Here is a 12,358-nt window from a genome sequence, read left to right as displayed (position 1 = left end):
TGTTCCGTGCCGTCAGGCGCAGCCGAGTTCGCCCAGCATGCCCTCGCGCAGCCGGCCGATGATCCGCTTGATCAGGCGGGAGACGTGCATCTGCGAGCACCCGAGCCGTTCGCCGATCTCCGCCTGGGTGGCCTCCTCCACGAACCGCATCCGGATGATCTCCCGGTCGCGGTCGCTGAGCTCGGCCATGAGCGGGGCGAGTGCGTGGAAGTCCTCGACGAGCCGCAGTCCCTCCTCCTCCATACCGATGAAGTCGGCCAGGACGGACTCGCCGTTCTCGGGGCCGTCACCGGTGAGGGCGGCGTCCAGCGATGACGAGTTGTAGCCGTTCGCGGCCAGCCGTCCCTCGTTGACCTGCTCCTCGGTGATGTTCATCAGTGTGGCGAGCTCGGCGACCGTGGGCTCGCGGTCCAGCCTGCTGGCGAGCTCCTCGCGGGCCTTGGCCAGTTCCACCCGCAGCTCCTGGAGCCGGCGCGGCACGTGGACCGCCCAGGTGGTGTCACGGAAGAAACGCTTGATCTCGCCGACGATGTACGGCAACGCGAAGGAGGTGAACTCGACCTCGCGCGACAGCTCGAACCGGTCGATCGCCTTGATCAGACCGATCATGCCGGTCTGGACGATGTCCTCCATGTCGTCGCCACGGCCGCGGAACCGTCCGGCCGCGAACCGCACCAGCGACATGTTCATCTCGATCAGGGTGTTGCGCGCGTACTGGTACTCGTGCGTGCCCTCCTCCAGTTCCGCCAGGCGACGGAAGAACTGACGGGACAACTCCTTGGCATCGCGCGGAGCGACGGTCCGGGGGTTGACGACCCCAGGCAGGCTTCCGTCACCCGTCCCGGCCTCGGCCTCGGTGTTTCTTTCGACGACCTGCGCCTGCGACCGGATCACGGCGGTCTCCATTACCTCTCCCCACGAAAGTCCGATGGACATGTGCCTTGGTCCTTCGGAGTTGCGACTACCCAGCTCCATTCCGAACACTCCACCCGACTTTCAAGAATCTTCACGGTGACGCGCGGTGCCGCCTCCTTCACTCAGAGCGGAACGCCGCACCCTTCCCCTCGGGGCGAGGATTCCTACGCTGGAGGGGTGAGAAACCAAGTGCCCCTCGACACCGGCGTCATCCCCCTGCGGCCCGCGCCCGTGCGCCACTCCGCCGCCCCACCGGCTCCGACTCCAGCCCCGGCTCCCGCCGTTCCCACTCCCAGGGAGCCGCTCTGGCGCGACCTGGTCGGCGACGTGCTGCGCCGGGAACGGCTCGCCCAGGAGCGGACGCTGAAGGATGTCGCCGACACGGCCCGGATCTCCATGCCGTATCTGTCGGAGGTGGAACGGGGCCGCAAGGAGGCATCCTCGGAGGTCCTCGCGGCCGCCGCCCAGGCCCTGGGCCTGGGCCTGGGCGACCTGCTGTCGCGGGCTCAGGGAGAACTCGTCCGCATCGCCGGCCGGCGGGCTCCCGCGAGCCGGAGCACGGCCCGCGCCTCGTACGACGGCCTGTGCCTGGCCGCCTGACCCGGGCCGCGCCCGTGCCGGCGCCTCACACACCCACGAGGCGCCGGCTCAGTACCTCGTCGGCCAGGCCGTACGCCACGGCCTCCTGCGCGGTGAACACCTTGTCGCGGTCCATGTCCGCCCGCAGTGTCGCCACGTCGTGGTGCGTGTGCCGGGACAGGACCTCCTCCACCTGGGCACGGATCCGCAGCATCTCCTTGGCCCGGAGCGACAGATCGGAGACAGTGCCCCGCTGCCCGCCCGTGGCCGGCTGCCCGAGGAGCACACGCGCGTGCTCCAGCACGAACCGGCGCCCCGCGTCCCCGCCGGCCAGGAGCACGGCAGCCGTGGACGCGGCCTGCCCGACGCAGTACGTCGAGATCGGCGCCTGCACGAATGCCATCGTGTCGTAGATCGCCATGAGCGAGGTGTACGAGCCGCCCGGGGAGTTGATGTAGACCGCGATCTCGCTCTCCGGGGCCGACGACTCCAGATGGAGAAGCTGTGCGATGACGACGTTGGCGACCCCGTCGTCGATCTCGGTACCGAGGAAGATGATCCGCTCGGACAGCAGCCGGCTGAACACGTCGTAGGACCGCTCGCCCTGCGGGGTGCGCTCGACGACGTTCGGAATCGTGTACGCCCCCATGGTCACAGCCCCGTCATGCGTCGTGCCGCGGCCGGGCGGACGTCGTCGAGCGACTCCACCACCCGGTCCACCATTCCGTACTCCCTGGCCTCCTCGGCCGTGAACCAGCGGTCGCGGTCACCGTCCCGGGAGATGGTCTCCGCCGACCGGCCGGTGTGCTCGGCGGTGATCCGCTCGATCGTCCGTTTGGTGAACTCCAGGTTCTCCGCCTGGATCTCGATGTCGGCGGTGGTGCCGCCGATCCCGGCGGACGGCTGATGCATCATGATCCGTGCGTTGGGCAGGGCGAACCTCTTGCCCGGTGCGCCCACGCTCAGCAGGAACTGGCCCATGCTGGCGGCGAATCCCATGGCGAGCGTCGAGACGTCGTTGGGGATCAGCCGCATCGTGTCGTAGATCGCCAGGCCCGCGTGCACGGACCCGCCGGGGCTGTTGACGTACAGGCTGATGTCGGTGCGCGGGTCCTCCGCGGACAGGATCAGCAGTTGCGCGCACACCCGGTTGGCGGAAACCTCGTCGACCTGCGTCCCGAGCAGGATGATCCGCTGGGCGAGGAGCTGGGCGGCCAGGTGGTCGTCGAACCGGGTCAAGGGGGTGTCGCCCTCCTCGGCCCGGGGCAGCGGGACCGGTGGCCGGCCGACGCCGAACCCGGCAGCGAGACCGGATGCGCGTCCGGTGGTAAGTCCGGTACTGAGTGGAGACATGGGTACTCCCATGGGTGTCGGTGTGTGGCTGTCCGGTCGTGCGTGGGTGTGCCTGTGCAGTCCGTCGGTACGCGGCTGGTGCGACCGCGTACCTCCACTCTCGACCGGCCGCGGGGACCCGCGGGGATTTCTCTGCCCGTGGCAGATTCGCCACGGGCAGAGGCCCCTCCCGGCCCCGGGCCCCGCGTTCCCGTGGTCGTTCCGCCGCCGGGCGATGAGTTCCGGAGTCCGGACCGGTCGATACGGATGACCGCGTTCCACGCCTCAGGAGGTACTCATGACCACCAACAGATTCACCTGTTTCTTGTGAGGAGGCCTCGGTGTTGATGCCGGGGAGGAGTCGCATCCGGGTGTCGCAACGTGGAGCGTCGCCGCATCCGGTTCGGGGTGCGGCGCACCCGTGTCGCTGTCGCCGAGGTGATGCGAACGCGTGTGCCTGTGGTCGCTGGTGGGGGTGGTGGCTGTGGGATCGGGGTGTGTTTGTGCGGCTGTCGTACGTATGGTCCTTCGCAGGGTTCGGGATGACGGAGTGTCCCCGGGCGGGGCCGCGAGGGGGGCGGGATGGTGCAGGTGGGGGCGGATGCGGGGGTCGGGCTTGCCCGGTACACCTACCGGTTGCGGGTGTCGTCTGCTGCCCGCACCGTCCTGGCGGCGGAGTGGGACCGGTGCCGCTGGGTGTGGAACGAATGCGTCGCCAAGTCCAGGTCCGTGCACCTGCACAACAAGTCCACCGGACAGAAGGCCACGTGCGGCCCGGCTCGGCTCGACAGGATGCTGACCGAGGCCCGCACCCGTACACCGTGGCTGCGGGCGGGCTCCTCGGTCCCCCAGCAGCAGGTCATCCGCGACTTCGGCCGCTCCCGCGCCAAGGCGCACAAGGACATCAAGGAACGCCTGCCCATGACGCGCCGGGCCGGGATGCCGAAGTGGAAGACCAGACGCGAGGCACTGGCGACCCTCAACTACACCCAACGCGGGTTCCGGCTGAAGGACGGCCGGCTGCACCTGGCGGGCGGCATCGCCCTGACGGTGGTCTGGTCGCGGGAACTGCCGGCCGTACCGTCCTCGGTACGCCTGCACCAGGACAGCCTCGGACACTGGTACTGCTCGTTCGTCGTCCCCGCCCAGCTCCAGCCCCTGCCGGAGACCGGCCGCGTCCTCGGCATCGACTGGGGCGTCAGGGAGACCGCGACCACCACGTCCGACGCGCACGACCTGCCGCACGCCGAACACGGCAGGAAGGCCCGAACCAGGCTGGCCCGCTACGACCGGATGATGGCCCGCCGCAGGCCGAAGAGGGGCGAGCCCGCATCGAGGGGCTACCGCGAGGCGAGGAAACTGCGGGCGAAGACCCACAAGAAGATCGCGAGGCAGCGCGCGGACACCGGGCGCAAGTGGGCCAAAAAGGTGGTCCGCGATCACGACGTCATCGCGGTCGAGGACTTCCGCCCGAGGTTCCTGGCCAGGACCACCATGGCCCGCAAGGCAGCCGACGCCGCCATCGGCGCCACCAAGACCGCCCTGATCGAGATGGGCCGCAAACACGGACGGGACATCCGTCTCGTCCACCCCGCGCACACCACGATGGACTGCGCGCACTGCGATGCGAGAGCCAAGCACGCACTGCCGCTGGGTGAGCGCACCTACACCTGCACCGCCTGCGGAACCGTGACCCCACGGGACAAGAACTCCGCACGCGTCATGCTCGTCCGGGCTGGTCTCCACCCGGCTGGTGCCGACGGCACGAGACCTCCCGGAGCGCCGCTCCGGGAGGCGGCCTGAGCCAGGAATCCCCTTCCCATCAGGAAGGGGAGGATTCAACACGTGTCTCTGGTTCGACGGCCGGGCCGAAGAAGCCGCGAACTTCTACGTGTCCGTGTTCAGGAACTCGAGCATCGGCCGGATCCTCCGGTACACCGAATCCGGGTACGGCACGACGGGCTCCGTCCTCACGGTGGAGTTCACGGCCGACGGACAGATGGCTTCGTTCCTGTTTCAGCAGGCTCTGGCTCAGGTTGTGTGATCCGTGCACTGTGAGTGACGACTGATCTCCCTGCCATGCCTCGGGAAGTTGCCTCAAAACGAGCAGTGGCAGGAGTGGCTGGGCCAATAGTTCGGGGTTGTGAATGAGCCTTTCCCGGTAAGCGCCCGTCGCTCGCTGTGATCGCGATGCTGGCGCTGCGGTCCGTGCGGCCCTCAAGTCCGGGCAGGCGTAAGGCTCCTGGTAGGAACGATCTTGCGACAGATTGTTCTGACCGAGGGGCCTCACGTGCCGACCAGTGTCACATACACCGCGGTGCTCGATGTGAAGCGGTCCACCGCTGAGGACCTGGCCCGGCTGCTGCGCGATCACCGCATCGTGACCGGGACCCGCAAGGGACGGCGTGCGCTGGGCTGCTTCAAGCAGGCGGTGCTCATCCTGCGCTGGTTCATCGACGGCACCCGTCTTTCCCAACTCGCCTGCGGCAACGGCCTGTCGGCCTCCACCGCCTACCGCTACCTCCACGAAGGGCTGACCGTTCCGGCGGCCGGGGCACCGGACCTCGCGACCGCACTGGAGCGCGCGAAGGCGGCCGGACTGACGCATCTCAACCTCGACGGCACCGTCATCCGCACCGACCGCGTTGCCGCCCCCGGCCCCAACGGCGCGGACCTGTGGTGGTCCGGAAAACACCAGCACCACGGCGGGAACGTGCAGGTCATCACCACCCCGGACGGCTGGCCGATCTGGGTCTCACCGGTCCGCCCGGGCAGGGAGCACGACACCACCTGCGCCCGCCACCACGGCCTGATCGACGCCCTGGGCCGCATCGCCGCCGAACTGGACATGCCGACCCTGGTCGACCTCGGCTACGAGAACGCCGGCGACGGCTTCCGCCACCCACACAAGAAGCCCGCCAGCGGCAAGCTGACCGAGACCCAGCAGACCTACAACAAGGTAATCCGCGGCATCCACGGCGTCTGCGAGCGCGCCAACGCTTTGCTCAAGACCACCTTCAAGGCCCTGCGCCGGGTCAGCCTCGACCCCAGCCGCATCACGAAGATCGCCGCCGCAGCCCTCGTCCCGCTCCAGCTCGAATACGACCGCATCATCTGAACGATCACACAACACCATGATCCGTTACTGGGAAAGGCTCAATGAGCTCTTGCTCCGGCTGGAGGAGTTGTTGTTCCCGTCGATCGCGAACGTCGTGGTGCTGTCGGTGGACGCGAGCATCGCGATAGTGCGTGTTGATGTGCGGTGCACGGCTGCGGGCGCCTCGTGTCCGGGTTGCGGAGCGTGGTCCGCCCAGGTTCACGGTTCCTACCTGCGGTTTCCCGCTGATGTTCCGAGTTCGGGACGAAGCGTCGTACTCCAGCTGCGGGTCCGCCGGTTCGTCTGCCGGACCGTTGAGTGCGGACGTCGCACCTTCGTCGAGCAGATACCTGGTCTGACCCGAAGGCACGGCCAGCGGACCGAGCGGCTTCGCTCGACCCTGGCCGCTATCGGTCTCGCCCTCGCGGGTCGGGCCGGATCCCGCCTGGCCAACATCGTCGGTGCGCACTGAGAGTGGTCGCGCCACAGAAGTTGGGCCAGAACCACTACTCGTGAATAAAGCCAGACAGAAGTTCGTCGCGCTGAACGGCGGACCCGAGTTCAAGTTCAGCGAGGCGGTCTCCTTCCAGATCGACTGCGCCGAGCAGGCGGAGGTCGACCACTACTGGGACAAGCTCATCGAGGGCGGCGGCGAGCACGGTCCCTGCGGCTGGCTCAAGGACCGGTTCGGCGTGTCCTGGCAGGTCAGCCCGACGCGGCTGACCGAGCTGATCAGCGACCCGGACCAGGAGAAGGCGGACCGGGCCATGAAGGCCATGCTGTCGATGGGCAAGCTCGACATCGCCGCCCTGGAGAGGGCCTACGCGGGCGAGTGACGAACGGTGCACGGTGGGACGGGCGGTGGGACGCCCCGCCCCACCGCCCGAGCCCTCGTCGCGTCCTGCGGGTGCCGCGACGCCTCGTCCCGTCAGTGAGAGCGGGTGTGCTCCCCGACCACCCGGGTGATCTCCCGCGCCATGCGCAGAATGCCGGGCGAGCGGACCGGGCAGGGCTTCGGCGTCGACGTCGTGGGCACCAGACGGAAGTGCAGGTAGTCGTCGTCCCGGTGCAGGGCCGTCCGGTCGCGGTCCCGCTGGGTGCAGTACTCGGGATGGGCCCTCTCGTAGGCGTCGCAGGGCAGGTACTGCGACCAGGTGTAGCGCGCCCCCGCCGGACTCACCGCCTTGCCCGCGTCGGCCAGGAGGTCGCCCGAGGCGGCGGCCCGCTCCTCGTAGAGCGCGTTCACCCGGCGGACCCGGTCGGGGGTGATCGGGGCGGGGCTCTGCGGTACCCAGACGATGCGCGGCGGTCGGGCCGCGCCGGCCGCCGTGATCTGCTCGGTGAGGCGCCGCGCGTCGGCCGCGTACCGCTCGAGGTACCGCTCGCGGGCGGCGTCGTAGGTGATCCCGTCCATGCAGGGGGTGTAGCCCCAGGCATTGCCCCAGAACTGCAGCACCACGTAGTCCGGCCGCAGCGAGCGCACCAGCGCCGCCGCCTTGTCCGCCGCCGGGACCAGGGACTGTTCGGCCGAGCCCTCCAGGTAGTCGCACAGGGTGGTGCCCGAGGAGGGCGCGCCGGTGTACCGCGCGCGCAGCTCCCGCCCGAGGACCTCCTGGTTCTCCATAGCGAGCGAGTCGCCGAGGTACAGCACGGTGGGCGGCTTCCCGGATCCGGCGCCGGACGACGACGTGGCACCGGGGGAGGGGGCCTCGGAGGAGGCCTTCCCGGAGGGATCCGTGCCGGGGGAGGCCACGGGCCGCTGGTGCGTGGTGGCCGACGCCTCGGGGGCGGCGGCCGGCGGCCCGGCGGACGGATCGGACGACGGGTCGCCGCACGCACCGAGCAGCACGGAGGCCGGCACCACTCCCGCGATCCACGGCTTGCGCATACGTGATTCCCGCCCCGCCCGGCCAGAACGGCACCCCGGGCAAGCACAGCCCGGCCCGGAGGGGAGGACACGATTCAGGACGGGTTGTTCACCGCGGCTCGGGCGATTCGGGCGGCTCGGCGCGCGGGTGCCGGTCCGGGTGATTAGCGTGAAGGGAGGACCGACCACTCTCCGGAGAGGGCACGCCGTCATGGCTGTACAACCCGAGGGGACCCCCTGCTGGGCCGACGTGATGTTCAACGACGTCGAAGGGGCCAAGAGTTTCTACGGAGACGTCCTCGGCTGGACCTTCGGCGGGTTCTCGTCGGAGCTCGGCAACTACACGCAGGCCTACGCCGACGGCAAGGCGGTGGCGGCCGTCGTCCCGCCCATGCCCGGCCAGGAGGGCCCGTCGCAGTGGTGCCTCTATCTCGCGGTCCGGGACGCCGCTGCCACCGCCGTCCGCATCCGGGACAACGGTGGCGAGGTACTGATGGAGCCGATGCGGGTCGGCGACTTCGGAACGATGTGCCTGGCCCGCGAACCCGGCGGCACCGTCTTCGGCCTCTGGCAGGCCGGCACCCACGAGGGCTTCGGGGCGACCGGCGTACCCGGCGCGTACTGCTGGGCGGAGGTCTGCACCCGGAAGCCGGAGAAGACCGACGTGTTCTTCCCCACCGTCTTCTCCTACAGGTCGAGGCAGCTCGAGGACGAGGCGATCGACTTCCGGCTCTACGAACTCGGCCGGGAGACCGTGCTCGGCCGGATGGGTATGACGGAGGACTTCCCGCCCGAGGTGCCGTCGTACATGAACGTCTATTTCGCCGTCGAGAACTGCGACGAGGCGGCGACCAGGGCCACCGAGCGGGGCGGCACCCTGCACTTCGGGCCGATCACCACTCCCTTCGGCCGGTTCGCCGCCCTGAGTGACCCGCAGGGCGCGAACTTCTCGGTGATCGACGTCACGGCCATGAAGGGCGAGATGCCCGGCGCCACCGACGTGCCGAACGAGTGACCTGAACGTGCGGACCGCGCCGACCATCGGGACCACCCCGGGGAGCGGCCCCACGGGGTGATCCCGGGCAGGCGCACCGAGTGGCCTGGCGCCCCGCCCGGCCATGGCATGATCGAGCGCATGCGTGAACGTGTTGTGGCCGCGTGCGACGGGGCTTCCAAGGGCAACCCCGGACCCGCCGCCTGGGCCTGGGTGATCGCCGATGCCTCCGAGACCCCGGTCCGCTGGCAGGCGGGCGCGCTCGGCAGAGCCACCAACAACGTCGCCGAACTCACCGCGCTGGAGCGGCTGCTGGCGGCGACCGACCCCGACGTGCCGCTCGAGGTCCGGATGGACTCGCAGTACGCGATGAAGGCGGTCACCACCTGGCTGCCCGGCTGGAAGCGCAACGGCTGGCGGACGGCGGCCGGCAAACCGGTCGCCAACCAGGAACTCGTCGTCGGCATCGACGGACTTCTGCAGGGCCGCTCGGTCGAGTTCCGCTACGTCCCCGCCCACCAGGTCGACGGAGACCGTCTCAACGACTTCGCCGACCGCGCCGCCAGCCAGGCGGCCGTCGTCCAGCAGGACGCGGGCAGCGACGCAGGCTCGCCCGAGCCGCCGCCCTCCCCGGACACCCCGGCCGCCGGTACCGCCAAGCGCAGTTCCACCGGGGCGAAGACGTCGTCCCGTCCGCGCGGCGGCTCCTCGAACCGCACGATCAAGGCGAAGTTCCCGGGCCGCTGCCTTTGCGGCCGGTCCTACGCGGCAGGTGAGCCCATCGCCAAGAACGACAGCGGCTGGGGCCACCCCGAGTGCCGCGTGGCCGAGAGCGCCTGAGTACGGCCGAAGCCGGTCCCGCTACCAGCGGAAACGCCAGGCAGCCTTGCTCCCCGCGCAGAGCGCGGCCCGTTGCGGCACTCTGCGGTACGGGAACCGGGGAAACGGGAAGCGCCGGATGAAACGGACGCCGCCGCCCTGCTGGACGCGCCGCTGGAGGACCTCGGCCGGCACATGGTCCGGCAGGTGGTGGGCAGCCAGTCCGAGCACGGCACCGACCCGCTGCTGCGGATCGTGTCCGTGCCCCTGCACGGCGCACAGGGCGACGTCATGCGCGCCGACTTCCGCGCCCAGGTGACCGAGCGGCTCACCGAACGCCTCACCGGCCCCGAGGCGGGTCTGCATGCCGAACCGGCCGTCGGGCCCTGCTCGGCATCGGTGGCGTGTACGGCCTCGCCCGCGGCACCCATGTGCGTTCCACCGCCGTCGACGTCCTGGTGGACCGGGACGCGCCCGTCCTGCAGGCCCATCTCACCCCCGGGCCGGACGGAACGGGAGGCCCCGGGGCGGCCGGTCCCCCGCCCGGCCGCGACGGATGACAGACTGACGCCATGGACGAGCGCACATTCGACAGGTCGGGTCAGCACGCCTCCGTGATCGGTCTCGGCACCTGGCAACTCGGAGCGGACTGGGGGGATGTCGACGACAAGCAGGCCCTCACGGTCCTGGAGGCCGCCGCCGAGTCCGGGGTCACCTTCTTCGACACCGCCGATGTGTACGGGGACGGGCGCAGCGAGCAGACCATCGCGTCGTTCCTGAGCGGACGACCCGATCTGCACGTACTGGTCGCCACCAAGATGGGCCGCCGGGTCGAACAGATCCCGGAGAACTACGTGCTGGACAACTTCCGCGCGTGGAACGACCGCTCGCGCCGCAACCTCGGTGTCGACCGCGTCGACCTGGTGCAGTTGCACTGCCCGCCGACCTCCGTGTACTCCACCGAAGAGGTCTTCGACGCCCTCGACACCCTGGTCGCGGAGGAGCGGATCGCCGCGTACGGGGTCAGCGTGGAGACCTGCGCGGAGGCGCTGGCCGCGATCGCCCGGCCGAACGTGGCGAGCGTGCAGATCATCCTCAATCCGTTCCGCATGAAGCCGCTGCGCGAGGTGCTCCCGGCGGCCCGCGCGGCGGGCGTCGGCATCATCGCCCGCGTCCCGCTCGCCTCGGGCCTGCTGTCCGGCAGGTACACCAAGGACACCGTCTTCCCCGAGAACGACCACCGCACCTTCAACCGGCACGGCGAGTCCTTCGACCAGGGCGAGACCTTCTCCGGCGTCGACTACACGACCGGCGTCGAGGCCGCCGCGGAGTTCGCCGCGTTCGCCCCCGAGGGATACACCCCGGCCCAGTTGGCCCTGCGCTGGATCGTCCGACAGCCCGGTGTCACCACCGTCATCCCCGGCGCCCGCTCGCCCGAGCAGGCCCGCGCCAACGCGCACGCCGCCCGGCTCCCGGAGCTGTCCGAGCAGACACTCACCGCGATCGACGACCTGTACGAGCGGCGGATCAAGAACCAGGTGGAGGACCGCTGGTGACCTACCGGGCGGCAGCCCGGAGGTGAAGGACCGGGCGAGCGCCCGCCGGTGGAGGATCCGGTGGGGCCCGCCCGGGTGCGACCGTGAGTCGGTAGGAGCCCAGGGCGGGGGCACCCGAGGGGGAGAGACGGGTCGAGGCCGATCTTCACCCCAGGAGGCGCACCGTGCCGCACACGCAGCAGGACAAGAGCGGGCGCAGAGGCCGCGACGAAACCGCGGACGAGCGAGCGGACCGGATGTGGCAGGAGCTCATCCAGGAGGTCCGCGTCGCCCAGACGGGCGTCCAGATCCTCTTCGGCTTCCTGCTGACCGTCGTGTTCACGCCCAAGTACGAGGAACTGTCCGGCACCGACCAGACGATCTACATCGTCACGGTCGTCCTCGGTGCCTGCGCCACCGGTGCGCTCATCGGCCCCGTCTCGCTGCACCGGCTGGTGGCCGGGAGGAGGGTCAAACCGCAGGCCGTCCGGTGGGCTTCCCGGCTGACCCTGCTCGGCCTCGTCCTGTTGCTCGCCACCACCTGCGCCGCACTGCTGCTGATCCTGCGGGTCGCCACCGACGACGGCTTCGTCCCGTACCTGGTCGCCGGAGTGGTGGCCTGGTACCTGCTGTGCTGGTTCGTGCTCCCGATGTGGACCCGGCACCGGCACACGATCCCGTGACGTGCGCGGCCGCGGGTCCACCGGACCGGAGGAGGGCCGGTGGACCCGCGGCTCAGCGGCCCGTGAGGACCTCCGTGAGGAAGTCGTCGAGGCGGGTCTCCTCGCTGCCGGGCGGGACCGAGCGGAAGGTGCCGCTCAGGAAGTCCCCGACCGTTCCGGCCCACGCGAACACCACCGCGTGGTGCCGTCCGCCGTCGGCGTGGGGCTCACCGAGGAACTCCATCCGCAGCTCCCGTCCCACCCCTCTGGACTCCGGACGCAGCCGCACGTCACCGGTCCCGACCGGGCGGGTGAGGCCGTCGGCGAGCATTCCGCGGTCGAGCTGCCAGCGCGCCAGGACCCGGCCGTCGTGGCTGAAGACCAGCGTGACCGCGAACGGGTCGGCGGGGTCGTAGCTCAGGTGGGCGAGCACGGGAAAGCGGTCCGTGACACCCGCCTGGAGCTCCACCACCAAAGTCTTGTGCACCATCGAGTTCACGAGAGGCCTCCTGGTCGTACCGGCGTAGGGCTCTCTCCTACCCCGAGGTCGCGGAGAAT

At 70.2% G+C, this 12,358-nt stretch carries 13 protein-coding genes and 3 pseudogenes; 11 read left to right on the top strand and 5 right to left on the bottom strand.

Annotated features, from left to right (window positions below):
* Window positions 1-12 precede the first annotated feature (12 nt).
* On the bottom strand, window positions 13-906 hold the full coding sequence (locus ACFYQA_RS17010) for an RNA polymerase sigma factor SigF (RefSeq protein WP_388918087.1): 894 nt from the start codon (window positions 904-906) through the stop codon (window positions 13-15).
* Between the two features lie 186 nt (window positions 907-1,092).
* Between ACFYQA_RS17010 and ACFYQA_RS17005 the strand changes: the two genes are divergently transcribed.
* Window positions 1,093-1,515: a helix-turn-helix domain-containing protein gene (locus tag ACFYQA_RS17005; RefSeq protein WP_388917764.1), complete on the top strand. Its 423-nt coding sequence runs from the start codon at window positions 1,093-1,095 to the stop codon at window positions 1,513-1,515.
* Between the two features lie 25 nt (window positions 1,516-1,540).
* Here ACFYQA_RS17005 and ACFYQA_RS17000 read toward each other — a convergent pair whose 3' ends face one another.
* Both ACFYQA_RS17000 and ACFYQA_RS16995 read right to left on the bottom strand, forming a co-directional pair.
* Window positions 1,541-2,143 carry a ClpP family protease gene (locus ACFYQA_RS17000; RefSeq protein WP_388917761.1) on the bottom strand — a complete coding sequence of 201 codons (603 nt, stop codon included), beginning with the start codon at window positions 2,141-2,143 and terminating at the stop codon, window positions 1,541-1,543.
* A gap of 2 nt (window positions 2,144-2,145) precedes the next feature.
* Window positions 2,146-2,847: an ATP-dependent Clp protease proteolytic subunit gene (locus ACFYQA_RS16995; RefSeq protein ID WP_388917758.1), complete on the bottom strand. Its 702-nt coding sequence runs from the start codon at window positions 2,845-2,847 to the stop codon at window positions 2,146-2,148.
* Between the two features lie 561 nt (window positions 2,848-3,408).
* Here ACFYQA_RS16995 and ACFYQA_RS16990 point away from each other — a divergent pair.
* From ACFYQA_RS16990 to ACFYQA_RS16970, 5 genes and pseudogenes are all read left to right on the top strand, one after another.
* Window positions 3,409-4,629 (top strand): RNA-guided endonuclease InsQ/TnpB family protein, encoded by a 1,221-nt coding sequence (locus ACFYQA_RS16990; RefSeq protein ID WP_388917755.1) that lies wholly within the window; start codon window positions 3,409-3,411, stop codon window positions 4,627-4,629.
* Window positions 4,630-4,636: 7 nt separating this feature from the next.
* Window positions 4,637-4,825 (top strand): annotated as a pseudogene (locus tag ACFYQA_RS16985) (VOC family protein); the annotation flags it as partial.
* 291 nt (window positions 4,826-5,116) lie between these two features.
* Window positions 5,117-5,944: a transposase family protein gene (locus tag ACFYQA_RS16980; protein WP_388917752.1), complete on the top strand. Its 828-nt coding sequence runs from the start codon at window positions 5,117-5,119 to the stop codon at window positions 5,942-5,944.
* 16 nt (window positions 5,945-5,960) lie between these two features.
* Complete coding sequence (locus tag ACFYQA_RS16975) at window positions 5,961-6,395, top strand: transposase family protein (RefSeq protein ID WP_388917749.1); 435 nt, start codon at window positions 5,961-5,963, stop codon at window positions 6,393-6,395.
* 55 nt (window positions 6,396-6,450) lie between these two features.
* A pseudogene (locus ACFYQA_RS16970) lies at window positions 6,451-6,759 on the top strand (VOC family protein); the annotation flags it as partial.
* A gap of 92 nt (window positions 6,760-6,851) precedes the next feature.
* Here ACFYQA_RS16970 and ACFYQA_RS16965 read toward each other — a convergent pair.
* Window positions 6,852-7,811, bottom strand: a complete 960-nt coding sequence (locus ACFYQA_RS16965) for an SGNH/GDSL hydrolase family protein (protein ID WP_388917746.1) — start codon at window positions 7,809-7,811, stop codon at window positions 6,852-6,854.
* Window positions 7,812-8,001: 190 nt separating this feature from the next.
* Between ACFYQA_RS16965 and ACFYQA_RS16960 the strand changes: the two genes are divergently transcribed.
* From ACFYQA_RS16960 to ACFYQA_RS16940, 5 genes and pseudogenes are all read left to right on the top strand, one after another.
* Window positions 8,002-8,805, top strand: coding sequence for a VOC family protein (locus ACFYQA_RS16960; RefSeq protein WP_388917743.1), 804 nt, complete (start codon window positions 8,002-8,004; stop codon window positions 8,803-8,805).
* 108 nt (window positions 8,806-8,913) lie between these two features.
* Window positions 8,914-9,624 (top strand): ribonuclease H, encoded by a 711-nt coding sequence (locus tag ACFYQA_RS16955; protein WP_388917740.1) that lies wholly within the window; start codon window positions 8,914-8,916, stop codon window positions 9,622-9,624.
* A gap of 120 nt (window positions 9,625-9,744) precedes the next feature.
* Window positions 9,745-10,163: pseudogene (locus ACFYQA_RS16950) on the top strand (TetR/AcrR family transcriptional regulator); the annotation flags it as partial.
* Between the two features lie 12 nt (window positions 10,164-10,175).
* Window positions 10,176-11,159, top strand: a complete 984-nt coding sequence (locus ACFYQA_RS16945; protein ID WP_388917737.1) for an aldo/keto reductase — start codon at window positions 10,176-10,178, stop codon at window positions 11,157-11,159.
* A 164-nt stretch (window positions 11,160-11,323) separates the two neighbouring features.
* On the top strand, window positions 11,324-11,821 hold the full coding sequence (locus tag ACFYQA_RS16940; protein ID WP_388917734.1) for a DUF6328 family protein: 498 nt from the start codon (window positions 11,324-11,326) through the stop codon (window positions 11,819-11,821).
* Between the two features lie 52 nt (window positions 11,822-11,873).
* Here the strand turns inward: ACFYQA_RS16940 and ACFYQA_RS16935 are convergent, their stop codons facing one another.
* On the bottom strand, window positions 11,874-12,299 hold the full coding sequence (locus ACFYQA_RS16935) for an SsgA family sporulation/cell division regulator (RefSeq protein WP_388917731.1): 426 nt from the start codon (window positions 12,297-12,299) through the stop codon (window positions 11,874-11,876).
* Window positions 12,300-12,358 lie beyond the last annotated feature (59 nt).

Origin of the sequence: Streptomyces sp. NPDC005774, from assembly GCF_042871645.1 — a bacterium.
Lineage (GTDB): Bacteria > Actinomycetota > Actinomycetes > Streptomycetales > Streptomycetaceae > Streptomyces > Streptomyces pratens.
This window is presented reverse-complemented; position numbering and strand designations above follow the sequence as displayed.

Coding starts and splice junctions, on each gene's coding strand:
- ACFYQA_RS16990 (WP_388917755.1), top strand. CDS start 3,409: ATGGTGCAGGTGGGGGCGGATGCGGGGGTCGGGCTTGCCCGGTACACC.
- ACFYQA_RS17000 (WP_388917761.1), bottom strand. CDS start 2,143: ATGGGGGCGTACACGATTCCGAACGTCGTCGAGCGCACCCCGCAGGGC.
- ACFYQA_RS16955 (WP_388917740.1), top strand. CDS start 8,914: ATGATCGAGCGCATGCGTGAACGTGTTGTGGCCGCGTGCGACGGGGCT.
- ACFYQA_RS17010 (WP_388918087.1), bottom strand. CDS start 906: ATGGAGACCGCCGTGATCCGGTCGCAGGCGCAGGTCGTCGAAAGAAAC.
- ACFYQA_RS16975 (WP_388917749.1), top strand. CDS start 5,961: ATGATCCGTTACTGGGAAAGGCTCAATGAGCTCTTGCTCCGGCTGGAG.
- ACFYQA_RS16945 (WP_388917737.1), top strand. CDS start 10,176: ATGGACGAGCGCACATTCGACAGGTCGGGTCAGCACGCCTCCGTGATC.
- ACFYQA_RS16960 (WP_388917743.1), top strand. CDS start 8,002: ATGGCTGTACAACCCGAGGGGACCCCCTGCTGGGCCGACGTGATGTTC.
- ACFYQA_RS16965 (WP_388917746.1), bottom strand. CDS start 7,811: ATGCGCAAGCCGTGGATCGCGGGAGTGGTGCCGGCCTCCGTGCTGCTC.
- ACFYQA_RS16995 (WP_388917758.1), bottom strand. CDS start 2,847: ATGTCTCCACTCAGTACCGGACTTACCACCGGACGCGCATCCGGTCTC.